This is a genomic window from Dictyoglomus sp. (assembly GCF_049968615.1).
In the GTDB taxonomy this organism is placed as follows: Bacteria; Dictyoglomota; Dictyoglomia; order Dictyoglomales; family Dictyoglomaceae; genus Dictyoglomus; species Dictyoglomus turgidum.
The window spans coordinates 129,872-153,482 of record NZ_JBMFQK010000002.1 but is presented as its reverse complement, the minus strand read 5'-3'; the positions used below and the strand labels follow the sequence as shown (position 1 = coordinate 153,482).

The window sequence follows — 23,611 nt, the reverse complement described above, 5'->3', positions numbered from 1 at the left end:
TTGGACAAGAAAGAGTATTTGGTTGCTTTGAGAAGGATTGAAGGACAAGTAAGAGGGCTTCAAAGAATGATAGAGGAGGAGAGGGATTGTAAAGAGATAATTTCTCAAATTGCCGCAGTAAGATCTGCCTTGAAAAGAGTTGGTATATTAATAGTTGAGGAATACGCTAAGAAGTGTATCATAGGTGGGGAAAATGCAGAAAGTGAGATAAGTGAACTTTTGAAAGATTTACAGTCTCTTTTCTAACATTACTTAATTTTCTTATAATTTGACTTAAGTCTAAAAAACAAGATATAATCTCATAAAGAGTGCGCCCATAGCTCAACAGGATAGAGCGGCGGACTACGAATCCGTAGGTTGGAGGTTCAAGTCCTCCTGGGCGCACCAAGAAATTTGAGGGGAGAGGGTTTATGCCATTAACAGGAAATTTAAAGGAGTTTGATCTCGTATCTCTGCTCCAAATACTCTCAGGTAAGTTTTCCACAGGAAGGCTTATTATCACTAAACCCTTTAAAAAGGGTATTCTTTATCTGAAAGAGGGGAAAGTAATTAATTCAGAGGTTGGAAAGTTGAAAGGGATGCCAGGCTTTTTAGAGCTTTTTACTTGGGAAGAGGGGAATTTTGAGTTTGTAGATGAAGACGTATCTAATATTTCTGTTGCGATAAGTATGTCTTCTGAGGCATTGATCCTTGAGGCTGCGAGAATTATGGACGAGTGGCATGAAAAAAGGAAAAAATTAGGATCATTAACTTGTGTGCCCTTTTTTCCAGATCCATCACGTGCTATCCCATCCTCAGTACAAGTACTACTTTTAAGAAAAGATCCTGAAAGTATGACCCCAGAAGAAAAGGAAAGATTTATTTTATCTAATATTGATGGTAGAAGAGATTTTGCAACTATAGCAAGAATAAGTGGCTTAGGGACTTTGCTTGCTATTGATGTGGTCTTAAATAGTTTAGAAGAAGGAAGAATAGCTTTAAAGGATCTTGTAAATTTACAACATGTGGTTCCCGAAAAGGTTGGAAATGTAAGTTCTAATGATCCTGCAGTGCAGAAAATGCTAAGGATTATGGATGGAAAGATGAATATGGAAAAAATTCTCTTGGAAATTGAAGAAGAAAGAGGTAAAATTATACCGGAGTTGGTCAAGCTGGTTAAAGCAGGAAGAGTAAGATTAAAAGAAGGATTTGAATATCTGCCAAGACTATCACAGGAGAATTTATATCCGTCATGAGATATGATGTAATCATAGTTGGCGGTGGTCCAGCAGGGATATTTAGTGCTATATCCTTAGTGAGGGGTAAAAAACCCCTCAAAATTTTGCTTGTAGAAAAAGGAGAGCTTACAAGCAAGAGGGTATGTCCTGCCATTGTTAATAGGCAAGGATGTGTACGTTGTCCTCGTTGTAATATTGTTTCGGGTTGGGGTGGAGCTGGAGCTTTTAGTGATGGAAAGTTAACTTTCTCTACGGAAGTAGGTGGATGGCTAAAGGATTATATTGGGGAAGAAAAGCTTTTAAAGTTGATGGAAGAAGTTAATAATATCTATACTGAGTTTGGTGCAGATCAACCTGTTATAAAGCCTGATCCTGAAAAATTTGCTTACTTTCAGAGGAAAGCTATTGCTGCTGATTTAAGATTGGTTTACTTTGCTGTGAGACATCTTGGTACGGAAAAATGTGCGCCTATTCTTCTTAACATGTATGAATACTTAAAAGATAAGATAGATATTATTTTGGGTAAGCAGGTTTCTAAAATCCTTGTAGAAAATGGAAAGGTTAAAGGTGTAGAGCTTGAGGATGGAAAGATTTATTATGCCGATTACGTAATAGTGGGACCTGGAAGAGAGGGAGCAAAGTGGTTTTCTGGAGAGGGACAAAGGATCGGTCTTTCTTGGGTAATAAATCCTGTGGATATTGGAGTGAGAGTTGAAATTCCAGCTGCAGTAATGAAGGAATTAACTGATGAGCTTTATGAGGCTAAGTTCATATACTATACAAAAACTTTTGATGACAAAGTAAGAACCTTTTGTATGAACCCTTATGGAGAGGTAGTAATGGAACAGAATGAAGGGATAATTTCAGTAAATGGGCATAGTTTTGCTGAGAAGAAGACTGAGAATACCAATTTCGCTATATTAGTATCTAAGAACTTTACTGAGCCTTTTAGAGATCCTATTGCTTATGGAAGGGCCATAGGAAGTCTTGCCAATCTTTTGAGTAATGGAGTAATACTTCAAAGACTTGGAGATCTTCTAGCTGGGAGAAGATCTACATGGGATAGATTGCAAAAAGGTATGGTTGTTCCTACGTTAAAGGATGCTGTACCTGGGGATTTAAGTTTAGTACTGCCTTATAGATATTTAGTAGACATTATTGAGATGATCCAAGCTTTGGATAAGGTAACTCCGGGAATATATTCAAGGCACACTTTGCTGTATGGTGTAGAGGTCAAATTTTATTCTGCAAGGGTAAAGCTTAATTCCTCTCTTGAAACAGAAATCAAAAACTTATTTGCTATTGGAGATGGAGCTGGAATTACAAGAGGACTTATGCAAGCTTCCGCATCGGGATTATTGGTAGGACAAGAAATTCTTAAGAGAATGGCTCTTTTATCCGATATATCAGAGGTTCGTAACTAAATTTGTATCTTTATAGACAAATCTTCCTCTTGAGATTGTGGCTACAATTTTAATATTTAATATCTCTTCTTTTTCTCGAAACTCAAAGGGATTTTTCTCTAAAATAACTAAATCTGCATCTTTATTTCTCTCAATAGACCCCTTTTCTTTTTCAATAAATCCTATATAAGCACCATTGTAAGTGAACATTTTTATCGCTTCTTCTAAGGTTATTCTCTCTTCTTCATTAGGATGATTTATGGCGGAATAAATTCCTAAAAAAGGATCCATAGGTGTTACAGAACTATCTGATCCTCCTCCTGCAGTTATCTCTTCTTTTAAGATGCTTCTTAAAGGAATGATTCTTTTTGCCCTTTCTTTTCCAAGAAGTTGTTCATAAAGTTTTCCTTCCCCTCCCCAGAAATATAAGAAGCTTGGCTGGAGAGATAGCGTTAAGTTTAATTGAGATGCAAGTTTTATATGTTCTTTATTTGGGAGTTCAAAATGTTCTATGCGATGTCTGTGATCTTCTTTTGGTATTTCCTTAAGCACTTTTTGATAGGCTCTCACAAGAAGATCAATTCCTCTATCCCCTACCGCATGAAAGGCGATCTGTAAATCCTCTTTATGGGCTGTTCTTATAAAATTGGAAAGAGTTTCCATGTCCCAAAAAAGAACTCCATAACCTTGATTAGGTAAATAGGGCTCAGAGACAGCAGCAGTTAATGTACTTATGGATCCATCTACCAAAAGACAGCCTCCTATTCTTCTTAGTCCCAATTCTTTTACCTTTTTTATAGAGGTAGTCTGATAATAAATGATCACATCTATAGGGAAATACTGACTTAAACCTAAAAGCAGTTGTGGAGAATTAGGAGGAGAAGTGTAACCTCCTTCAAGGGCATGAATAGTGGTTATTCCTTTTTCTGCTGCTTTCTTCAGAGTTTTTATTAAACCTTTTACCAAAAGAGATGGATCAATATTTTGGTATACTTTTCCTATTGCAATTTGGTGGTCTCTTTCCTTAATTAAGCCGTTTTCAGGAAAAATCTCCACATCTAAAAGTTTCATTCCTAAAGAGTTGATTATACTTGAGTGAGAATCCTTTCTTATGATTAAAACGGGATGTTTGGGAAAGTTTTTATCCAGTTCTTCTTGGGTAATATTTCTTTTCTCTTCTAAATTAACAGGATCAAATTCCTTTGCTACTATCCAATCACCTTCTGGAAGAGAGTCTCTTAAGGCTTCTAAGGCTTTTACTATCTCTTTTATTGAGGTGAAATTACTCAGATCGATCAAAATTTCGTTGATAGCGGTGGATGTTAAGTGGACATGGGAGTCTATAAAGCCGGGAAGGATGGTGTAATCAGATAGATCTATTATGGGTATATCTGTATCCTTAGGAATTAAGTTGTTTCCTAAATCAGAAATTTTATTATTCTCAATGAGTAAAGTGTCATAGATGGACTTCTGATGATCAAAGGTATAAATTTTTTTTGCTTTAATAAAATATTTTTTCATAAAAAATTTCCTTTTCCTATTGATTTTATTGCTAAAGTATTATATCACAAAAGTATAATTATTTTGACAAAAGAATAATTTTAAATTAAACTCTTATTAAATAGAAGGGAGAAAAAGAGAAATGCAAAGAGAAACAAGGCAAAGAAGATTGATAATGGAGATTCTTTTAAATAGTATGGATCATCCTGATGCTCTTACGGTTTTTAGAAGAGCACAGGATAAGAAGGCTAAAGTAAGTATTGGTACTGTATATAGAACGTTAGAGCTTCTAGTAAAAGAAGGAAAGGCTTTAAAGTTTTATGATGCTAATGCCATTGCAAGGTATGATGCAAAAACTGATTTTCATCATCACTTGATTTGTAAGATTTGTGGAAAGGTAGAAGATTTGGATGTGTCACTTTTTAAAAGTGATCAAATGATTAAAGAAATAGAGGAGAAAACTCATTTTAAAGATATAGAATATCATCTAACCATATATGGAATTTGCGAAGATTGTGCTAAAAGGGGAAATAGGGAAAGTTGAATAAAAAAGAAAGATTAGAAAAAATAAAAGAAATACTTAAAAAAAGAAATATAAGTAGCCAAAAAGAATTAATGGAAGCTTTAAGAGAGGAAGGAATTTATGTGGTACAAGCTACTCTATCAAGGGATCTTAAGGAGTTGGGAGTAATAAGGCAAAGTTCGGATCTTGGCAAAAGATATATTATTCCAGAAAATGCTATAAATGTTGCCTCTCTTAAAGATCTTTTCCATAGGGTAGTAGTAAATATAGATTTTGCAGAAAATTTAATACTGGTTAAAACTATTCCTGGAAATGCACAGGCAGTGGCATTTCTCCTGGATAATTTTTTAAACGTTTATGACTATTTTGTAGGAAGTGTTGCGGGAGACGATACCATATTAATAGTTTTGAGAAGTAAAGATAAGACTCAGGAAGCATTAGAGAAGTTAGAAGAGCTTAGAAAATAATGACCAGAATAAAGAAAGAAACCACATACCTTTTGGAAGAACTTAAGGATTATGTTCCTTATCTATCTTTGATCTCAGATTTGTTAAGTGCTGATATTTATCTTTATCAACCTATAACAGACCTTTCTGCTGTCATTTTAATTGCTGAGGCTCATCCTAAGATAGTGCCTCCTCTTTCTTTAAGACAAGAAGTAGGGAAATTGATATTTTTTGAAGATGACCCTAATCTATTTGAAGTTATAAATACAGGAAAGCAAAAATTAGTTAAAAATGGTATTGTAATTGGCGGATTTCCAGTAGAAGAAGAAATTTATCCCATTAAGAAGGATAATAATTTAATTGGAATTTTGAAGGTACAGAGGAATTTGCTTGTTCATAGTGAATTTCCCTACAATGCGCGAAGTTATAAAGAAACCTCTCAATGGTTAATTAAAAATCTCATAAAGTTTAAACTAAACTGGAAAGGATATAATGAACCATTGACTGAAGGAGAAGGAATTATGATTTTGGATAGAGATGGAATTGTTCTTTTTGCAAATATGTCTGCAGTCAGACTCTTTAGAACTTTAGGAGAGGTAGGAAATATATGGGGAAGAAAGATAAAAGATTCCTTCTTCTATAAATATATAGAAACTTACACTGAGACTGGAATAATAAGGGTGTATGGAGAAGAGACCTATGAAGAGTATAATGATGAGACAAGAAGTTTCTATAGAAGGATTTTTCCTTTAACAAAGGGTGATCAAAATTTATGGAGGGTGTTTTATGTAATAAAGGAGACTACAGAACTTAAGCAGAAAGAAAGGGAGTTAAAGTTTAAATCAGTGTTGATAAAGGAAATACATCACAGAGTAAAAAATAATCTTCAAACTATCGCAAGTCTTCTTAGAATTCAGATAAGAAGACTTGAATCTGAAAGTGCAAAATTAGCACTCCAGGAAAGTATAAACAGAATAAATAGTATTGCCTATGTGCATGAATCTCTCTCAAAATTTGAAGAAGATAGAGTAGATATAGTTGAAGTTGCTGAAAAACTTCTTAATGCTTTTAAGCAGACTTATGAGCATCTTCCATGTAAGTTTAATTTTTATAAAAATAGAAAGAGTGTCTTCTTATCCTCAAAAAAAGCCACTTCAGTAAGCTTAATCATGAATGAACTTTTACAAAATGCAACAAAGCATGGAGCTTACGAAGATGTAGAAACTGAGATTAATTTGCACCTTTACCAGGAAAATCAGGATATAATAATGATAGTAGAAAATAAAGTCTTAAAGGATAAAAATGTTTCTTTTGATATATCCTTTACTAAAGGTAGTTTAGGATTTCAACTGATACAGATGCTCACCGAAGAAATAAAAGGTAAAATTGATATAGAAAGAAAATTAGACAGTTTAAGTGTGAAAATAAGATTTCCAAAGGGAGAAGAAGATGCCTAAATATCACATTATTACTTATGGTTGTCAGATGAATAAGTCAGACTCAGAAAAAGTAGCAGGAATTCTTGAGAGTCTTGGGTATATTCCATCGGAAAAGATGGAGGAAGCGGACCTTATTTTATTAAATACATGCTCTGTAAGAGAAAGGGCGGAAGAAAAGGTATTTGGAAAGCTTGGGGAGTTGAGAAAGTTAAAGAAGAAGAATCAGAAACTTTTGATAGGTATATTTGGTTGTATGGCTCAAAGGATGAAAGAGGAACTTATTGAAAAATTTCCTCATGTAGATTTTGTGCTTGGAAGTTATAAGTTTACAGAACTTCCTAAGGTTTTGGAGAGTTTAAATGATAATAATAAAAAGATTGTACTTGCAGAAGATAATCCAAAGCCTGAAGAAGTAGATTTTAGAATTATAAGGCGGGAAAATAAATTCCAGGCATGGATACCTATAATTTATGGATGCAATAATTTTTGTACTTATTGTATTGTTCCCTATTTGCGTGGGAAAGAAAAGAGTAGAGATCCTCAAGAGATAATAAAAGAAATAGAACACTTAGCAAATCAAGGTGTAGTCGAGGTTACATTACTTGGGCAAAATGTGGATTCCTATGGTAAAGATCTTGGAAATGTGGATCTTGCTGATTTGCTTGTAGAGATTCATAAAATTCCAGGTATTAAAAGGATAAGATTTCTAACTTCTCACCCAAGGGATGTTTCAGACAAACTAATTAATGTAGTTGCAACTCATCCAAAGATATGTCCTCATTGGCATCTTCCTCTACAGGCAGGGTCTGATAGGATTTTGAGAAGAATGGGAAGAGGATATACTTACAACGAATATAAGGCTTTGATTGAGAAAATAAGAGCTAAGATTCCTAGAGCTTCTTTCTCTACGGATATTATTGTGGGATTTCCAGGTGAGGAAGAGGAGGATTTTCTTGCTACAAGGAGAGCTTTAGAGGAGATAAAATTTGATACAGTAAACCTTGCTATATATTCAAAAAGACCTGGAACTCCTGCTGCAAGTTATGATGATCCTGTCCCTTATGAAACTAAAAAGAAGTGGTTTGATGAACTTGAAAATTTGCAAAGAAAAATCATATATGAGAGAAATCTTTCTATGATAGGGAAGGAAGAATTGGTACTCGCTGAGGGGGTTAATCCTAAAAATCCTAAGGAACTTTCTGGGAGAACAGAAAATTACAGATTGGTGTTTTTTGAGGCAGATAGAAAATTAATAGGCAAGTTTTTGCTTGTTAGAATCATCGAAGCGAGACTTTGGTCATTAAAGGGAGAAGCTATAAGAGAGGTTGACCTGTAATATGGAGAATATGACTCCTTTATATAGGCAATATAAGTCCATAAAAGATCAATTTTCCGACGCTATTCTTCTTTTTAGGTTGGGAGATTTTTATGAGGCTTTTGAAGAAGATGCAAAGATAATCTCTCAAGAGCTTGATATTGTGTTAACTTCCAAAGAGATTGGTAAGGGCAAAAGAATCCCTATGGCTGGGGTTCCCTATCATTCCTTGGATAGCTATTTGTCTAAATTAGTACAAAAGAAGTATAAGGTGGCAATTTGCGAACAAGTCGAAGATCCAGCATTAGCAAAAGGTCTTGTGAGAAGAGAAGTAGTAAGAGTCATTACACCAGGGACTTTAGTAGAGGATACATTACTTGAGGATAAAAACAACAATTTCCTTTCTTCAATTTATGCTTTGAATAGAGAATATTTAGCTCTTGCTACTATTGATGTCTCTACGGGGGAGTTTTTTGCTACTGAATGGAGAGGAGAGGATGCAGAGGAAATAATTTATTCTGAATTGGTTAGGTTAAAGCCTAAGGAGATAATATTACCCTTTTCATTAAAAGATCTTCTCTCAGAGTTATTAAGTGATCTAAAAAGAGAGGTAGATCCCAAAATTACTCTTTTAGAAGATAGTTATTTTGAACCTTCAGATCATCAAATTAGTTATTCTGAACCAGAAGAGAACTATCCTCTTGCTGAGAAGTCTATAAATGGGGTTTTAAGCTACATAAAAGAAGTAATGTTTACTATTCCTACCCACATTGAGAGGGTAGAATTTTATAAACCTCAGCAATATTTGATCCTTGATAGTACTGCAATAAAACATTTAGAGCTTCTTGAGACAGTAAGAGAAGGACAAAGAAGAGGAAGTCTAATATGGGTACTTGATAAGACTTTGACTTCCATGGGAGCAAGACTTCTAAAAAAATGGCTCTTGCAACCTCTTTTAAATGTGAATGCCATAAAAAAGAGGCAAGAAGCTATAAAGGAGTTCTTAGACAAGGATCCTTGGAGAAGAGAAATGGAAGAGATACTAAAAGAGATGCCAGATCTTGAGAGGATAAACTCAAGAATAAATTATAATACTGCGACTCCAAAGGAATTAATATATCTAAGACAAGCTTTATCTTTTTTACCCTTATTGAGAAAGTCCCTTGAAAAAGCAGAGTCCAACAGATTGAAGGAGCTGAAAGAAAACTTACCTAATCTTGAACCTTTATACGAAGAGCTTGATAGAGCTCTTGTAGAAAGTCCTCCTTCTCATATCAAAGATGGAGGATATATAAAAGATGGTTATGATCCAAATCTTGATGAGCTGAGGAAACTTCTAAGAGAAAGTAAAGATTGGCTAATTAACCTTGAGAACCGAGAAAGAGAAAGAACGGGTATAAAATCTCTCAAGATTGGATATAATCAAGTTTTTGGCTATTACATAGAGGTAACAAAGGCGAATTTAAATTTGGTTCCTTCGGATTATATAAGAAAGCAGACCCTAGTCAATGCAGAAAGATTTATTACGCCAGAGTTAAAAGAGTGGGAGAATAAAATCCTTCATGCGGAGGATAATATTAAAAAAATAGAAGAAGAACTCTTTCAAAATCTAAGAAAGAAGGTTATTAAACATTCTAAGGACATTACCACTTTTGCTCAGACCATCGCGGAGATTGATGTGTATATATCTCTTGCTAAGGCAGCAAGGGAGTATAATTATGTGTGTCCTCAAATTACTAATGATTATGAGGTAATAATAAGAGAGGGAAGACATCCAGTAATTGAAAGAATGCTTCCTCCAGGAACTTTTGTACCTAACGATGCTTATCTTAACAAAGACAAGTTTATTGATCTAATAACAGGACCTAATATGGCTGGAAAGTCCACCTATATAAGACAGATTGCTTTAATCATTATCCTTGCTCAAATGGGCTCTTTTATTCCGGCCAAAGAGGCAAAAATTGGAGTAGTAGACAGGATCTTTACAAGAATAGGAGCATGGGATGATATATCCTCTGGGGAAAGCACTTTCCTTGTAGAGATGAAGGAGGTTGGAAACATACTTTCTCATGCTACAGAAAGAAGTTTAATAATTCTTGATGAAGTGGGTAGAGGAACCAGCACCTACGATGGAATAAGTATTGCATGGGCTATAGTGGAGTATATCCATAACAAAATAAAGGCTAAAACTCTTTTTGCTACTCACTATCATGAACTTACAGAGCTTGAAAAAGAGCTAAAACATCTTAAAAATCTTAGCGTAGCAGTACAGGAAAAAGGTAAAGACATAATCTTTTTACACAAAATAGCGGAAAAACCAGCTGATAAAAGCTATGGAATCTACGTAGCTCAACTTGCAGACCTACCGAAAGAGGTCATTGAGAGAGCAGAAAAGATTTTGTTTGAACTTGAAAAGGGAAGGGAAATTAAGAAGAAAGAAATTGTACAACTTCCGCTGTTCTCAGAGATTACTGATTCTAAGCTTGAAAAATTAAAAAATGAAATTCTATCTCTAAATACTAATGAGCTTACTCCAATCCAGGCTCTTTTAAAAATCCATGAATGGAAGGAACTTATAAAGTAAATCATGGGAAAAGTAATCTTATTGCCTGAAGAAATAAGAAATAAGATAGCTGCAGGAGAAGTAATAGAAAGACCTGTATCTGTGGTTAAGGAACTTGTTGAAAACTCTATTGATGCAGGAGCTAAAAGGATTACTGTGGAATTTATAAATGGTGGAGAGACCTTGATATCAGTTATAGACGATGGTGAGGGAATGACAAAAGAAGATGCTATTCTTGCCTTGAATAGGTTTGCTACAAGCAAAATTAAGACAGAAGAAGATCTATATAATATAAAAACCCTTGGTTTTAGAGGAGAAGCCCTTGCAAGTATAGCAAGTGTATCTAAAGTGGAGGTAAGATCAAAGACTGAAACAGAGGATGGAGTTTTTATAAAAGTTGAAGGAGGAGTCATTCAGGAAATAAATCTTTGGCAAGGTTCAAAAGGGACGGTAATTAAAGTTTTTGATCTTTTCTATAATGTGCCTGCAAGGAGAAAGTTTTTAAAAAGTAAAACCACTGAGACAAATTTAATTGTGGATTTCGTAAAAAGAATTGCTATGGCCTATCCTGAGATCTCTTTTCAACTTATTCAAGATGGAAAAAATAAATTTATAACATCGGGAAACGGTAAGTTAGAAGATGTAGTTTCACTACTTTTTGATATAGAGATTCATAACAATTTAATATTTTTACAAAGAAAAGAAGGAAATTACATTATAGAGGGATTTATAAGTAAGCCTGGAAAGCTTATTTCTTTAAAGTCTCAGGATTATTTTTATGTAAATAGAAGGTGGGTTAGAAATAATATTATTCTTCAAGCTATAAAAGAAGGATATAAAAATAGACTTCTTGAGGGTTATTTTCCTTTTTCTATAGTTTTCTTAACCCTTCCATACCATGAGGTTGATGTTAATGTGCATCCTACAAAAAGAGAAATAAAGTTTGAAAAAGAAAAAGAAGTATACGAATTCGTGTCGAAAGCTATAAAAGAGGCATTGGATAGTGAAGATAAAAGATTTTTTAGTGGGGTAAAAGCATTAGAGGGCAAAGAACATAAGAATCATGTTGGGATAAAAACAGAAAAAGAGCTTCTTTCTTTGCCCATGGAATTTGAGCATAAGTCAGAAAATAAACTCTCTGAGGATATAAGTGAATACATCTCTTTAAAGTCAGGATTTAGGATTGTAGGACAAATATTTGACAATTATATAATTGTGGAGACAAAGGATAGGGTTTATATAATAGACCAGCATGCAGCTCATGAGAGAATTAGATACGAAGAGTTGAAGAAAGAGTTAAGTTTAGGGTACCTTCAAAATGTAGAGATCCTTTTCCCCTTAGTTATTGAGGTTTCGGAAGAAGAAAAAGAATTATTAAATAAGCACAAAGATCTGCTGGAAAAGTTTGCTTTCTCATGGGAAGATTTTGGGCCTTATCATATAAGAATTATAAGAGTACCTTACGAGTTTTTGAAATTTGATTCTAAGTCTATAGAAAACCTCTTTCGAGAGATAATATCTGATATAAGTGAGAAAGATCTCTCTAAGTTAGAAGACAAAATAATTAAGAGTATGGCATGTCATAGTGCTATAAGGAGTGGAAATATTCTTGTAAGAGAAGAGATGGAAGTGTTAATAAACTTAATATTTGAAAGAAAGATTCCTTTAACTTGTCCTCATGGAAGACCTTACATATGGGAAATTAGTAAGGAAGAGTTAGAAAGATACTTCCATAGAAGATGAAGATACCATTAGCGGTTATTCTTGGGCCAACAGGAACTGGAAAAACTAAGCTTTCTCTTGAGCTTGCTAAATATCTTCCTGTGGAAATTGTTTCTGTAGACTCCATGCAAATTTATCAAGGAATGGATATTGGAACTGCAAAACCTTCCTTAGAAGATAGAGAAAAAGTTCCTCATCATTTAATAGATATTGTTCTTCCAGATTATTTCTTCACGGTGGCAGAATTCAGAGAGAGGGCCCTAAAAGTTATAGAAGAAATATATGCGAGAAGAAGATTTCCTCTCCTTGTGGGGGGCACACCTCTTTATTATAAAGTACTATTTGGAGAATTTTCTATTCCTCACGTTCCTCCTGATCTTGAATTTAGAAGGAAAATGAAAGAACTTGCAGAAAAAGAAGGAGAATATAAATTATATGAAGAATTAAAAAAAATAGATCCAAAAACTGCATCTAAAATTCATCCAAGGGATTTAAAAAGAATAATTAGAGCTCTTGAAGTCTATTATAAAGTAGGGAAACCAATAAGTGAGCTCGCTGGTGAGAAAAAAGAAGATAGATTTTACATTTCTAAGATAGGTCTTTATATGCCGAGAGATTTACACTATAGGATTTTAGAAGAAAGAGTTGATAAAATGATTGAGCAAGGGTTGGTTGATGAGGTTAGAAATCTTTACTTGAAAGGTATCAACGAAAATTTTGTCTCTATGCAAGGAATAGGATATAAAGAGATATTAAGGTATTTAAGAGGAGAACTTACTCTTGAGGAGAGTATAAATCTTATAAAGAAGAGAACCAAGGAGTTTGTAAAGAGGCAATATACATGGTTCAAAAAATACAAAGATATTCATTGGTTTGATGTCTCTCAATATTCTCTTTCACAACTTGCTAAATTAGTTTATAATACCATAATAAATGATTGGGAGAACCAAGGTTATAAATATCAAAATCGGGAAGGAGTGAATTATTTTAATGATTAAAAAGGCAAAAAGAATTGAAAATCTTCCTCCTTATCTATTTGCCCGTATAGATCAGCTAAAAGAAGAGGCTATAAATAGAGGTATAGATGTGATTAGTCTTGGGATTGGTGATCCTGATCAGCCTACACCGATGCCTATAGTACAAAAATTATGTGAGGAAGCCTTAAATCCTGCTAATCATAGATATCCATCCTACGAAGGCCTTTTGGAGTATCGTCAGGCGGTAGCAAACTGGTATAAATATAGATTTAACGTAGATCTTGATCCTAAAAAGGAAGTATTGTCTCTTATAGGATCCAAAGAAGGATTAGTACATATGATATGGGGCCTTGTGGATAGAGGAGATATAGTTCTGTGTCCAGATCCTGGATATCCTGTGTACAGAATTTCTACTCTTCTTGCTGAAGGAGAACCTTATTCTATTCCCCTTAAAATTGAGAATAAATTTCTTCCAAAGTGGGAAGATATTCCGACCGAGATTGCTAAAAAAGCTAAAGTTATGTTTTTGAACTATCCTAGTAATCCCACGGGTGCAGTTATAGACAAAAAAGGATTAGAAGAAGCTGTAAAATTTGCCAAAGAATACGATATTATTATTTTATATGATAATGCCTATTCAGAAATAACTTTTGACGGCTTTGTGGCTCCTTCTATTCTTGAAATTGATGGTGCTAAGGATATTGCTATAGAATTTAACTCTTTGTCAAAGACTTTTAATATGACTGGGTGGAGAATAGGCTATGCAGTGGGAAATGCAGATTTGATCTCTGTACTCTCAACAGTGAAAACCAATGTGGATTCAGGGGTTTTTCAAGCAATCCAATATGCTGCTATTGAGGCTTTAAATAATTTAAGAGATTTTTCAAAAGAAAGTGTGAAAATTTATCAAAGAAGAAGGGACATGGTACTTGATGCCTTCAAAGGTATGGGAGTTGAGATATTACCTCCCAAGGGTACTTTTTATGTATGGGTACCTGTTCCAGAAGGATTCACTTCTACAGATTTTGCAGCGTTTCTCTTGGAGGAGATTGGAGTGCTGGTGGTACCTGGAATTGGTTATGGTGATTATGGAGAAGGATATATAAGAATTTCTACAACTATAAGTGAGGATCGATTAATAGAGGCATTGAAAAGAGTTAAAGAATTTTTTGGGAGGGATGATTGGAAATCGAAAAAGCCATCCTTGTTGCTAAAATAAGCGATTTAGAAGAATTAGAGGAACTTAAACTACTCTCTAAAACTGCTGGTGTAAAAGTACAGAATGTATTACTTTTTGGAGGAGAGCCTGATCCTGCCTCCTTTTTGAGAAGTGGCAAATTAGAAGAATTGAAATATTTGGTAATGGAACAAAGAGCTGACTTAGTTATATTTAACAATGACCTGAGTCCTGTTCAACTTAGGAACATAGAAAAAGAGATACCTGCGAGGATAGTAGATAGAACTATGTTAATCCTTGATATTTTTGCTCAGCATGCAAGAACCAAAGAAGGTAAAATCCAGGTTGAGCTTGCCCAATTGGAATATTTGCTTCCTAGGCTTACGGGAAGAGGGGAGACTCTCTCAAGACTTGGAGGAGGAATAGGTACAAGAGGTCCAGGAGAGACTAAGCTTGAGATTGATAGAAGAAAAATAAGAAAAAGAATACATACTCTCAAAAAGGAACTTGAAGAGATAAAAAGAGAACGAGAGGTCCAGAGAAAACAACGATTAAATCTTCCTCAGATAGCTCTTGTAGGTTATACTAATGCAGGAAAGTCAACATTATTTAATCTATTGACAGGAGCAAATGTCAGGGCTGAAGATTTACTTTTTGCTACTTTAGATCCTACAGTAAGAAAGGTTAATTTTAAAAATAATTGGGAAGTTTTGATATCTGACACTGTGGGATTTATAAGAAACTTGCCTGAAGAGCTATTAACTGCTTTTAGAGCAACTCTTGAGGAAATATACTACGTGGATCTCATATTGCATGTAATAGATATATCAGACAAAGACTTTAGAAAACAGATTGAGGTGGTGGAGTCTATATTAGAGGATATGGGTATAGAAGATAAAACTATAATTAGAGTATACAACAAAATTGATCTCTTAAGTAAAGAAGAGGTTAGATATTTAAAGCAGGAATTAGATTATAAACCTTCAGTTTTTATCTCAGCAAAGGAAGGAATAGGGATAGAAAAACTTAAAGATCTAATTGTTAATGAACTTTTAAAGGGAGTGAGAAGATATAAAATCAACATTCCATATAATAAGTTTAATTTGTTTCAAAAATATAGGGGAAAATTGTACATTGAGGAGGAAAATTATAAAGAAAATTTTGTGGAGATTAAAGCTCGGGTTCCTAAGGAATATAAAAAACTGCTTGATGAACTAAGATGATAATAATTTATACATAACTATTCCATTTTCTAACATGTAATCGTTGTTGAAAAATATATAAACTTTATCTGCGTTTAATTTTTTTATTCTCTCAACATATTCCCTTAACTCATCCTCATTATATTTATAGGAATACCATCTATCTTTTCCATGAAATCTTATATAGGCTTTTTTTGTAGTCACAATAATTTTGTCGGGGAGTTTTGGTGCACTTACTGAGACAAAAGTTATATTATTCTCTTTCATTTTTTCTAAAATGCTCTCATAAAACCAATCAGCCCTTCTTGGTTCAAAAGCAAATTTATCTCCTAGCTGAGTGAATCTGTGAAAGTCTATTAACTTTGAGATATTTTCTGAGCTCATACTTGGAGGAATTTGAAAGAGATAAAGTTCTATAAAGGGTTCTAAGGTTTTGAAGAGATTATAAAATCTTATCCAATTTTCTTTGGCATCCTCATTAAACTTATAAAGATGAGTTATAGATCTATGTACCTTTATTACAAATCTTAACTTATTTCCATATTTGACCCATCTCAAAATGGTTTTTTCTCGAGGAAAGTGATAAAAACTGCTATTTACTTCGATAGCATTAAATGGTGTGTTTTCTATATACCACCCTAAGTCCCTTTTAGGATTCCAGCTATAGCTCCACCCAGAAGTACCTATAAAAATATCCATGATTTTATTATATACTATAATTGACTTTTTAAAATAATTGTTTTATACTATCATGAATTTTCAGCAATAACTGTATTTGTACCTTCATAACTTTTATTCTTTCCTAAATATGTTTGTTTATTAAAACTTTTAAGAAATCTTTTCCAAAAAGGAGGTTAAATAAAGGGATGTCTTATGAGGATTTAGTACTCAAAACCAGAGCAGAATTAGTAGAAATTGCCAGAGAACTAAAAATACCTGGGTATTATCGTATGACAAAGGAGGAAATGATTGAAGCAATTAGCAGGAAATTAGAGGAGGGAGAGGTGGATTTAGAATCACCTAAGAGTGAGGTTTCTTCTTTACTTACTATAGAAAAAGGTGCTGGAATAAAAGGACCAGAGATTGAAGAGAAAAAAGAAGAGAAGGAGGAGAAAGAGGAAAAGCAAGAGCAAAAGGATAAAGTTATTATTGATGGCTTTGAATGCATATATAGGGAAGGTTATTTAGAGATAACAGAAGATGGCTATGGGTTTATTAGGAAAAATTTTAAGCCAAGTGATGAAGATGTATATATATCAGCCTCTCAGATTAAGAAGTTTGGTCTAAGATATGGAGATCTGATTGGAGGAATGGTTCGTCCACCGAAGGAAAATGAGAGATGGTATGCTATTCTAAGAATTGATACTGTAAATGGAAGAGACTTAATGCATTCAAGGCAAAGACCCAAATTTGATGATTTAATTCCTTTCCATCCTACTGAAAGATTAAAGCTTGAAACCACTCCTGATGAGGTAGACACAAGATTAATAGATCTTCTTGCCCCTATAGGAAAAGGACAAAGAGGATTAATTGTTTCTCCTCCTAAAGCTGGTAAAACTACACTGCTTAAGAAAATAGCGAATGGTATATCTGCAAATCATAAAGAAGTAAAATTGTTTATTCTTCTAATAGATGAAAGACCAGAAGAAGTAACAGACTTTAGAAGATCAGTTCAGGGAGAAGTTATTGGTTCTACTTTTGATGAACCGCCTGAGAGGCATATACAGGTAGCAAAACTTGTTCTTGAAAGAGCAAAAAGACTTGTGGAATATGGAGAACATGTGGTGATTCTGCTTGATAGTATCACAAGACTCGCAAGAGCTTATAACTGGGCTGTACCATCCAGTGGTAGAACTCTTTCAGGTGGAGTTGAGCTTGCTGCATTGCACCATGCAAAAGAATTTTTTGGGGCTGCACGTAATATTGAGGGGGGCGGTAGTTTAACCATTCTTGCTACTGCTTTAATAGAGACTGGTAGTAGAATGGATGATGTGATTTTTGAGGAGTTCAAGGGAACAGGAAATATGGAACTGGTTTTAGACAGAAAACTTGCTGATAGAAGAATTTTCCCAGCGATAAGTATATCAAGATCTGGTACTAGAAAAGAAGAGTTACTGTATCCAGAGGACCAGTTGAAGAAAATTTGGTTCTTAAGAAGGACCTTGATAGGACAAGAAGAAGGTGAAGCTATTGAGGGATTAAAGAGGATGTTGAGGGAGACAAGAAATAACGAGGAGTTCTTGAGGGTTATTGATGGTATAATTAAGAAAGGTAATACTATTAGAAGATAATTTTTAGATATTTGGGTAATGAGGTAAGAAAAAGTGAAGAAGATAGTAGTTGGCATTTCGTTTAGTCTTTTGTTAATATTTGTTATTTTTTTATTGTTCTTTTTTCCTTTTAAAACCAAGGTAGTACTCTATACCTATGATTCTAATAATCAGAGTTTAAGAAGAACCGATTCTGAGATTGAAGTAAGTTTGGCGGAAAGGTTGGTTTTTAAAAATAATCTTTATAAAAAAGTTATTTTAAAACTAATTGAAGAATCAGATAGTAATAAAGATCATTTCCCAATACCTAAAGGTACAAGGCTTTTGAGTGTGAGTTTAAAAGATGAAGTAGCGTATGTTAATTTTTCGGAAGAGTTTAAGAGAAATCATCCAGGCGGAAGCTTAGGAGAGATTTTAACGATTTATAGTATTGTAGATACATTGACTGAATTTCCTGAAATCAAAAAAGTTCAAATACTTATTGGGGGAGCAGTGGTTGAAACTCTTGCTGGACATATTGATCTTACTTCTCCCCTAGAACGAGATTTGTCAATGGTTAAGTGAAGATGAAGATTGGTATAATATCAGATGTACACAGTAATCTTCCTGCTTTGGAAAAGGTATATAAAAATCTCGAAAGAGAGGTTGATGAAATATACTTTCTTGGAGATATAGTTGGATATGGGCCTTTTCCTAACGAGTGTATGGATTATTTAAAAAAATTTAGGCATAAGGTAATTGGCAATCATGATGCAGCTACAGTAGGAATGAGAGGATATGATGATTTCAACGAATATGCCAGATTTGCTATTGATTGGACTAAGGAAAACATATCTAAAGAAAATATTGAGAAATTAAAGAATTTACCTCAAATTAAAGAATTGGAAGATTCTTATCTTGTTCATGGAAGTTTGAGGGATCCTTTGGATGAGTATCTGATTAATTATTATTCTGTTTTTGCAAATTTTGAGTTGATGAACAAAAATATTGCCTTTTTTGGCCATACTCATCTTACAGGGGTTTTTATTTTTTCTGAAAAGGATAAAGAAATTTATTACGTAAGCTTTGTAAATGGAGGTGAATTAAAAATAGAGAGAGGTTATAAGTACTTGATAAATCCTGGGAGTGTTGGGCAGCCAAGAGATGGTAACTGGAAATCAAGTTATGCAGTTTATGATACAAGATTAAAGGTGATAGAATTTTATAGAGTAGAATATAATTTGGAGAACTTACAAAAGTATATGAAAATGCTGGGATTTCCTAAATATTTATGGGAAAGGTTACAGTATGGGAGGTGAATTTATGAGGATTTTAGTGATGAGCGACACTCATGGTGATACTACCTTTTGGGAATACATAAAGGAACTCCTGGAAAAGAGTGATTATGTAATTCATGCGGGAGATGTCCTTTATCATGGCCCAAGAAACCCTCTTCCTGCTGGATATAATCCTCCCAAACTTGCTGAACTGATAAATAATTCTAAACCCTTTTTTATTGCTAAAGGAAATTGTGATGCTGATGTGGATCAATTGGTTTTAAACTATCCTATAGCTTCTCCATATGTATTTCTTCATTTTGAACCATTCAAGATCTTGGTGACCCATGGGGAAGATAAAAGGGAAGAAGATTTATGGGATATGGCAGAAAAATATAATGTGGATATTTTGATCTTTGGACATATACATACTCCTATTTTAAAGAAAGAGAATAATAGAATAATATTGAATCCAGGCAGTCCCTCTCTTTCTAAGACCCCTAATAAGACTGTAGCTCTACTACAAGATAATAAGATAGCAATTATTGATATAACTGATAAGACAGAGCTCTATTCTTTAGAAGTATAGATAAATTATTGATATCTCTTGACTTTAAAAAAATTTTTTTATAATATTATCTTAGCTATCGGGGCATGGCGCAGTTGGTTTAGCGCGCCTGGTTTGGGACCAGGAGGTCGCTGGTTCAAGTCCAGCTGCCCCGACCAGGTAAAAATGAAAGAGCGGGAGTAGCTCAGGGGTAGAGCATCAGCCTTCCAAGCTGAGGGCCGCGGGTTCAAATCCCGTCTCCCGCTCCAAAATTTTAAATAGTTAGAATATTAGTGGGCCACGCGCCCATAGCTCAGGTGGACAGAGCGGCAGACTTCGAATCTGCAAGTCGGGGGTTCAAGTCCTCCTGGGCGCGCCAGAAATTGAGATATGGGATAAAGATGGTGAACGTAGCTCAGTATGGCAGAGCGCTGGGTTGTGGCCCCAGTGGTCGCGGGTTCAAATCCCGCCGTTCACCCCAAATATAGAAAAAAGCGCCCGTAGCTCAGTAGGATAGAGCAACGGACTTCTAATCCGTGGGTCGGGGGTTCGAATCCCTCCGGGCGCGCCATTCTTGGGCCGTTAGCTCAACTGGCAGAGCACCTGACTCTTAATCAGGGGGTTGCAGGTTCGACTCCTGCACGGCTCACCAGTTGTGCGAGGGTGGCGGAATGGCAGACGCGCTAGACTTAGGATCTAGTGGGATTTCCCGTGTGGGTTCAAATCCCACCCCTCGCACCAAACAACAAGAAAAATTAAGGTGCGGGAGTAGCTCAGGGGTAGAGCGTCTCCTTGCCAAGGAGAAGGCCGCGGGTTCAAATCCCGTCTCCCGCTCCAAAATTTTATATAGAGATTTAGAGACCTCAGATTCATATCTGAGGTATTATTTTGTTATAGGGAGGTTAGATTAATGCCAATTAATGAATCAAGTGTCAAATATGATATAGAAAAACTACAGGGTAGCAGAATTAAGGTAAATGTAGAAGTAGATGCAAGGGAAAGAGAAGAAAGTTTAGAAAGAGCGTATAAAAGTTTGGTAAAAAGGTATCAGGTTCCTGGTTTTAGGAAGGGTTATACCCCTCGTCCTGTTCTTGAAAGGTATTTAGGAATTGAGGCTTTTGAAGATGAGGCAATAAGAATAGTCGCAAGGGAAGTTTTAAATATGATTCTTCAAAATGAGAATTTTACACCCCTTCAGGATCCTTATTTTGACTTACTGCCTCAGGAATGGAAGGAAAATGAGAACTTAAAATTTTCTTTTGTGATTGAAGTGCCACCTGAATTTAAACTTGGAGATTATAAAGGATTTGGATTAAAAAAAGAAAAGGTTGAGGTCTCAGAGGAAGAAATTAACAGGGTTATAGAGCAGATTGAACTTCAGCTTAGTAAATTAAATACTGTGGAAGAAGGAAGTATAGAAAAAGGAGATGTGGTTTATCTTGAAAGGGAGAGGGAGGATGGTAGTCAGCTTCCTCCTTTATGGTTTACCCTTAATGGGCAGATGTTACCAGAGTTAGAAGAAAAATTAATTGGAATGAAGCCTGGAGAGGAGAAAGTTATAGAGATATCTTTTCCTGAAGATTTTTATGAAAAGGAACTTGCAGGTCAAAGTTTACCTTTGAAGTGGAAAGTAAAGAAGATCTGGAGGTATGAGAAACCAGATCAGGAAATATTTCTCCAAAAAGTAAATGCAAGTTCTATAGAAGAATTTAGAGAGAAGGTAAGAGAGAGTATTAAAGAGGAAAGAGAAAAATTAGAGGAAGATAAACTTTTTTCACAGATTTTGGATAAAATATTAGAAAACACAGAGCTGGATCCTCCGTTAAGTTATGTTCATTATCTTGCAGAAAACATCTTAAGGGAATTCTTGACCGAACTTAACAAAAAAGGAGTACAGTTAGAAGATTATCTTTCTCAAAGGGGAATTAGTAAGGATGAGTTTGTGAACAATGTAATTGAAGATGCAAGAAAAAGAATTAAAATAGAGATGATCCTTGACAAGATTGCTGAAATTGAGAATATTAATATTTCCGATGAGGAAATTAATAATGTTATAAAAGAGATTGCTGAAAATGAGGGTAAAGAGTTTAAAGAAATTAAAAGGGAATTAGAGAGGGAAGGTACAATAAACACATTAAAAAGAAATCTACTTAGAGAAAAAGTAAGAGAATTTTTAATAAAAGAAAATGTTGTAGAGGAGGAATGATAGAATGTTAGTTCCAATTGTAATTGAGCAGACACCAAGGGGCGAAAGAGCCTATGATATATATTCTCGTCTTTTAAAGAGTAGAATAGTCTTTTTAGGTACCACTATTAATGATGAAGTAGCAAATTTAATTGTTGCTCAACTTTTATTTTTAGAGTCAGAAGATCCAGAAAAGGACATATACCTTTATATAAATAGTCCTGGCGGAGAGGTTTCTGCAGGTCTTGCTATATACGACACTATAAGACATATAAAGCCTAAAGTAGCTACAGTATGTGTAGGACAAGCTGCTAGTATGGCTGCAATTTTGCTTGCTGCAGGAGATAAAGGTAAACGATATGCACTACCCCATTCAAGAGTAATGATTCATCAACCCCTTGGAGGGGCATATGGTCCTGCAGCTGACATAGAAATTCATACACGAGAAATTTTAAAAATTAAGAGAGTTTTAAATGAAATTTTAGCATACCATACTGGTCAGCCCATAGAGAAGATTGAAAAAGATACCGATAGAGATTTCTTCATGTCTGCTTATGAGGCTAAAGAGTATGGAATTGTTGACGAGGTTTTAGAGAGTAAGAAAGAATAGGAGACAAAATATGAGCGATAAAAATATTCGTTGTTCCTTTTGTGGAAGGACTCAGAAAGAGGTTAAAAAATTAATTGCAGGTCCAGGAGTATACATTTGTGATGAATGCGTGAAGTTAGCCTATGATATTATAGAAGAAGAGGATGGTGAAGAAATAGAAGAGGAAAATCAAGAATTTGTTTTACCAAAGCCTCATGAGATAAAAAATTTCCTTGATCAGTATGTTATAGGACAAGAAAGGGCGAAAAAGATCTTATCTGTTGCTGTTTATAATCATTACAAAAGGATATTTATGAGATCAAAGATAACAGAAGATGTAGAAATACAAAAAAGTAATGTTTTGCTTATTGGGCCTACCGGTGTTGGAAAGACCTTATTGGCAGAAACTCTTGCAAAATTCCTTAAAGTACCCTTTGCTATAGCTGACGCCACTACATTAACCGAGGCTGGTTATGTTGGTGAAGATGTAGAAAATATTCTTCTGAGATTAATTCAAAATGCAGATTGGGATATTAAAAGAGCCGAAAAAGGTATTGTTTATATAGATGAGATTGATAAGATCTCAAGGAAATCTGAAAATCCATCAATAACGAGAGATGTTTCAGGAGAAGGAGTTCAACAAGCTCTTTTAAGAATAGTAGAGGGTACTATTGCTAATGTTCCTCCTCAAGGAGGAAGGAAGCATCCTTATCAAGAATTTATTCAAATAAATACTAAGGACATATTATTTATAGCTGGAGGATCTTTTGAAGGAATAGAAAAAATCGTAGAAAAAAGATTAGATGTATCAAATATTGGGTTTGGGGCCCAAATAGAACCTAAAAATCGTAAGTCATTAACTCAAATATTAAATCATATTATACCTGAAGACCTCATTAAGTTTGGGATGATCCCTGAGTTTGTAGGAAGATTTCCTGTAGTTGCTGTCTTAGAGCCTTTAAGTGAGGAGGCTCTTTTAAAAATTTTAACTGAGCCTAAAAATGCCCTTGTAAAGCAATATAAAGCTTTGTTATCTATGGAGGGTGTAGAAATTAATTTTACTGATGAAGCTTTAAAAGCTATAGTAAAGGAAGCTATAGATAAGGCTACAGGAGCAAGAGGACTTAGAGCAGTTATGGAAGAACTGATGTTAGATTTAATGTATGAACTTCCCAATCTTGGTATTAAAAAATTTACAGTAACTCCAGAATTAGTTTATAATCGTAATAAAATTTCTCAAGATTTATTAAAAAAGCTTGCTGGATAGGGGGATTGTAGAT

The 23,611-nt window shown here is 34.6% G+C and carries 21 protein-coding genes and 9 tRNA genes; 28 read left to right on the top strand and 2 right to left on the bottom strand.

Annotation, left to right across the window (positions count from 1 at the left end):
• The 4 genes from ACP5QL_RS02940 to ACP5QL_RS02925 all read left to right on the top strand — a co-directional run bounded on the left by ACP5QL_RS02940 (position 1) and on the right by ACP5QL_RS02925 (position 2,641).
• Positions 1–246 (top strand): metal-sensitive transcriptional regulator, encoded by a 246-nt coding sequence (locus ACP5QL_RS02940; RefSeq protein WP_012583431.1) that lies wholly within the window; start codon positions 1–3, stop codon positions 244–246.
• Positions 247–310: 64 nt separating this feature from the next.
• Positions 311–387: transfer RNA gene (locus ACP5QL_RS02935), tRNA-Arg, on the top strand.
• Positions 388–410: 23 nt separating this feature from the next.
• The gene (locus ACP5QL_RS02930; RefSeq protein ID WP_272994864.1) at positions 411–1,235 is read left to right on the top strand and encodes a DUF4388 domain-containing protein; all 825 of its coding nucleotides are present in this window, start codon (positions 411–413) and stop codon (positions 1,233–1,235) included.
• Positions 1,232–2,641, top strand: coding sequence for an NAD(P)/FAD-dependent oxidoreductase (locus tag ACP5QL_RS02925; RefSeq protein ID WP_428125309.1), 1,410 nt, complete (start codon positions 1,232–1,234; stop codon positions 2,639–2,641). The genes ACP5QL_RS02930 and ACP5QL_RS02925 overlap by 4 nt, the downstream gene beginning before the upstream one ends.
• On the opposite strand, the gene ACP5QL_RS02920 is transcribed toward ACP5QL_RS02925, so the two are convergent.
• Positions 2,624–4,141: an amidohydrolase gene (locus ACP5QL_RS02920; protein ID WP_272994868.1), complete on the bottom strand. Its 1,518-nt coding sequence runs from the start codon at positions 4,139–4,141 to the stop codon at positions 2,624–2,626. The two genes, ACP5QL_RS02925 and ACP5QL_RS02920, sit on opposite strands and share 18 nt — an antisense overlap.
• Positions 4,142–4,262: 121 nt before the next feature.
• Between ACP5QL_RS02920 and ACP5QL_RS02915 the strand changes: the two genes are divergently transcribed.
• From ACP5QL_RS02915 to hflX, 9 genes are read left to right on the top strand one after another with little or no spacing between them, the layout of a single operon-like run.
• A complete protein-coding gene (locus ACP5QL_RS02915; protein WP_012583435.1) occupies positions 4,263–4,664 on the top strand; it encodes a Fur family transcriptional regulator in 402 nt (133 codons plus the stop codon).
• Complete coding sequence (gene argR / locus ACP5QL_RS02910) at positions 4,661–5,110, top strand: arginine repressor (protein ID WP_272994870.1); 450 nt, start codon at positions 4,661–4,663, stop codon at positions 5,108–5,110. Before ACP5QL_RS02915 ends, argR begins: the two co-directional genes overlap by 4 nt.
• Positions 5,110–6,546 (top strand): histidine kinase N-terminal domain-containing protein, encoded by a 1,437-nt coding sequence (locus ACP5QL_RS02905; RefSeq protein WP_012583437.1) that lies wholly within the window; start codon positions 5,110–5,112, stop codon positions 6,544–6,546. The genes argR and ACP5QL_RS02905 overlap by 1 nt, the downstream gene beginning before the upstream one ends.
• Complete coding sequence (gene miaB / locus ACP5QL_RS02900; protein WP_272994872.1) at positions 6,539–7,864, top strand: tRNA (N6-isopentenyl adenosine(37)-C2)-methylthiotransferase MiaB; 1,326 nt, start codon at positions 6,539–6,541, stop codon at positions 7,862–7,864. The genes ACP5QL_RS02905 and miaB overlap by 8 nt, the downstream gene beginning before the upstream one ends.
• Position 7,865: 1 nt before the next feature.
• Positions 7,866–10,427 (top strand): DNA mismatch repair protein MutS, encoded by a 2,562-nt coding sequence (gene mutS / locus ACP5QL_RS02895; RefSeq protein ID WP_272994874.1) that lies wholly within the window; start codon positions 7,866–7,868, stop codon positions 10,425–10,427.
• 3 nt (positions 10,428–10,430) lie between these two features.
• Positions 10,431–12,149 (top strand): DNA mismatch repair endonuclease MutL, encoded by a 1,719-nt coding sequence (mutL, locus tag ACP5QL_RS02890; protein ID WP_273333473.1) that lies wholly within the window; start codon positions 10,431–10,433, stop codon positions 12,147–12,149.
• On the top strand, positions 12,146–13,126 hold the full coding sequence (gene miaA, locus ACP5QL_RS02885) for a tRNA (adenosine(37)-N6)-dimethylallyltransferase MiaA (protein WP_012583441.1): 981 nt from the start codon (positions 12,146–12,148) through the stop codon (positions 13,124–13,126). The genes mutL and miaA overlap by 4 nt, the downstream gene beginning before the upstream one ends.
• The gene (locus tag ACP5QL_RS02880; RefSeq protein ID WP_272994880.1) at positions 13,119–14,324 is read left to right on the top strand and encodes an LL-diaminopimelate aminotransferase; all 1,206 of its coding nucleotides are present in this window, start codon (positions 13,119–13,121) and stop codon (positions 14,322–14,324) included. The genes miaA and ACP5QL_RS02880 overlap by 8 nt, the downstream gene beginning before the upstream one ends.
• A complete protein-coding gene (hflX, locus tag ACP5QL_RS02875; RefSeq protein WP_272994882.1) occupies positions 14,288–15,505 on the top strand; it encodes a GTPase HflX in 1,218 nt (405 codons plus the stop codon). The genes ACP5QL_RS02880 and hflX overlap by 37 nt, the downstream gene beginning before the upstream one ends.
• Here the strand turns inward: hflX and ACP5QL_RS02870 are convergent.
• The gene (locus tag ACP5QL_RS02870) at positions 15,497–16,183 is read right to left on the bottom strand and encodes a DUF72 domain-containing protein (RefSeq protein ID WP_428125301.1); all 687 of its coding nucleotides are present in this window, start codon (positions 16,181–16,183) and stop codon (positions 15,497–15,499) included. The two genes, hflX and ACP5QL_RS02870, sit on opposite strands and share 9 nt — an antisense overlap.
• 167 nt (positions 16,184–16,350) lie before the next feature.
• On the opposite strand from ACP5QL_RS02870, the gene rho reads away from it, so the two are divergent.
• The 15 genes from rho to clpX all read left to right on the top strand — a co-directional run bounded on the left by rho (position 16,351) and on the right by clpX (position 23,598).
• The gene (gene rho / locus ACP5QL_RS02865; RefSeq protein ID WP_273333476.1) at positions 16,351–17,775 is read left to right on the top strand and encodes a transcription termination factor Rho; all 1,425 of its coding nucleotides are present in this window, start codon (positions 16,351–16,353) and stop codon (positions 17,773–17,775) included.
• A 33-nt stretch (positions 17,776–17,808) separates the two neighbouring features.
• Complete coding sequence (locus ACP5QL_RS02860; protein WP_012583446.1) at positions 17,809–18,318, top strand: GerMN domain-containing protein; 510 nt, start codon at positions 17,809–17,811, stop codon at positions 18,316–18,318.
• A gap of 2 nt (positions 18,319–18,320) precedes the next feature.
• On the top strand, positions 18,321–19,052 hold the full coding sequence (locus ACP5QL_RS02855) for a metallophosphoesterase family protein (protein WP_272994885.1): 732 nt from the start codon (positions 18,321–18,323) through the stop codon (positions 19,050–19,052).
• 4 nt (positions 19,053–19,056) lie between these two features.
• Positions 19,057–19,599, top strand: coding sequence for a phosphodiesterase (yfcE, locus tag ACP5QL_RS02850; protein ID WP_012583448.1), 543 nt, complete (start codon positions 19,057–19,059; stop codon positions 19,597–19,599).
• 59 nt (positions 19,600–19,658) lie between these two features.
• Positions 19,659–19,736 (top strand) — tRNA-Pro (locus tag ACP5QL_RS02845).
• A 15-nt stretch (positions 19,737–19,751) separates the two neighbouring features.
• Positions 19,752–19,826 (top strand) — tRNA-Gly (locus tag ACP5QL_RS02840).
• Positions 19,827–19,859: 33 nt separating this feature from the next.
• Positions 19,860–19,936, top strand: a tRNA-Arg gene (locus ACP5QL_RS02835).
• A 25-nt stretch (positions 19,937–19,961) separates the two neighbouring features.
• Positions 19,962–20,038: transfer RNA gene (locus tag ACP5QL_RS02830), tRNA-His, on the top strand.
• A 13-nt stretch (positions 20,039–20,051) separates the two neighbouring features.
• A tRNA-Arg gene (locus ACP5QL_RS02825) sits at positions 20,052–20,128 on the top strand.
• A 5-nt stretch (positions 20,129–20,133) separates the two neighbouring features.
• Positions 20,134–20,209 (top strand) — tRNA-Lys (locus ACP5QL_RS02820).
• 5 nt (positions 20,210–20,214) lie between these two features.
• Positions 20,215–20,298: transfer RNA gene (locus ACP5QL_RS02815), tRNA-Leu, on the top strand.
• A gap of 21 nt (positions 20,299–20,319) precedes the next feature.
• A tRNA-Gly gene (locus ACP5QL_RS02810) sits at positions 20,320–20,394 on the top strand.
• 73 nt (positions 20,395–20,467) lie between these two features.
• Positions 20,468–21,763, top strand: a complete 1,296-nt coding sequence (tig, locus tag ACP5QL_RS02805) for a trigger factor (protein WP_012583449.1) — start codon at positions 20,468–20,470, stop codon at positions 21,761–21,763.
• 4 nt (positions 21,764–21,767) lie between these two features.
• The gene (gene clpP / locus ACP5QL_RS02800; RefSeq protein WP_012583450.1) at positions 21,768–22,352 is read left to right on the top strand and encodes an ATP-dependent Clp endopeptidase proteolytic subunit ClpP; all 585 of its coding nucleotides are present in this window, start codon (positions 21,768–21,770) and stop codon (positions 22,350–22,352) included.
• Positions 22,353–22,362: 10 nt separating this feature from the next.
• Entirely contained in the window at positions 22,363–23,598 is a 1,236-nt protein-coding gene (gene clpX / locus ACP5QL_RS02795; RefSeq protein ID WP_272995217.1) for an ATP-dependent Clp protease ATP-binding subunit ClpX, read from the top strand.
• The last annotated feature ends 13 nt before the right edge of the window (positions 23,599–23,611 follow it).

What these genes read in the sequence shown, in the direction of transcription:
- ACP5QL_RS02930 (WP_272994864.1), top strand. Translation starts at nt 411, where the DNA reads ATGCCATTAACAGGAAATTTAAAGGAGTTTGATCTCGTATCTCTGCTC.
- ACP5QL_RS02925 (WP_428125309.1), top strand. Translation starts at nt 1,232, where the DNA reads ATGAGATATGATGTAATCATAGTTGGCGGTGGTCCAGCAGGGATATTT.
- ACP5QL_RS02920 (WP_272994868.1), bottom strand. Translation starts at nt 4,141, where the DNA reads ATGAAAAAATATTTTATTAAAGCAAAAAAAATTTATACCTTTGATCAT.
- ACP5QL_RS02915 (WP_012583435.1), top strand. Translation starts at nt 4,263, where the DNA reads ATGCAAAGAGAAACAAGGCAAAGAAGATTGATAATGGAGATTCTTTTA.
- ACP5QL_RS02905 (WP_012583437.1), top strand. Translation starts at nt 5,110, where the DNA reads ATGACCAGAATAAAGAAAGAAACCACATACCTTTTGGAAGAACTTAAG.
- miaB (WP_272994872.1), top strand. Translation starts at nt 6,539, where the DNA reads ATGCCTAAATATCACATTATTACTTATGGTTGTCAGATGAATAAGTCA.
- mutS (WP_272994874.1), top strand. Translation starts at nt 7,866, where the DNA reads ATGGAGAATATGACTCCTTTATATAGGCAATATAAGTCCATAAAAGAT.
- mutL (WP_273333473.1), top strand. Translation starts at nt 10,431, where the DNA reads ATGGGAAAAGTAATCTTATTGCCTGAAGAAATAAGAAATAAGATAGCT.
- miaA (WP_012583441.1), top strand. Translation starts at nt 12,146, where the DNA reads ATGAAGATACCATTAGCGGTTATTCTTGGGCCAACAGGAACTGGAAAA.
- ACP5QL_RS02880 (WP_272994880.1), top strand. Translation starts at nt 13,119, where the DNA reads ATGATTAAAAAGGCAAAAAGAATTGAAAATCTTCCTCCTTATCTATTT.
- ACP5QL_RS02870 (WP_428125301.1), bottom strand. Translation starts at nt 16,183, where the DNA reads ATGGATATTTTTATAGGTACTTCTGGGTGGAGCTATAGCTGGAATCCT.
- rho (WP_273333476.1), top strand. Translation starts at nt 16,351, where the DNA reads ATGTCTTATGAGGATTTAGTACTCAAAACCAGAGCAGAATTAGTAGAA.
- ACP5QL_RS02855 (WP_272994885.1), top strand. Translation starts at nt 18,321, where the DNA reads ATGAAGATTGGTATAATATCAGATGTACACAGTAATCTTCCTGCTTTG.
- yfcE (WP_012583448.1), top strand. Translation starts at nt 19,057, where the DNA reads ATGAGGATTTTAGTGATGAGCGACACTCATGGTGATACTACCTTTTGG.
- tig (WP_012583449.1), top strand. Translation starts at nt 20,468, where the DNA reads ATGCCAATTAATGAATCAAGTGTCAAATATGATATAGAAAAACTACAG.
- clpP (WP_012583450.1), top strand. Translation starts at nt 21,768, where the DNA reads ATGTTAGTTCCAATTGTAATTGAGCAGACACCAAGGGGCGAAAGAGCC.
- clpX (WP_272995217.1), top strand. Translation starts at nt 22,363, where the DNA reads ATGAGCGATAAAAATATTCGTTGTTCCTTTTGTGGAAGGACTCAGAAA.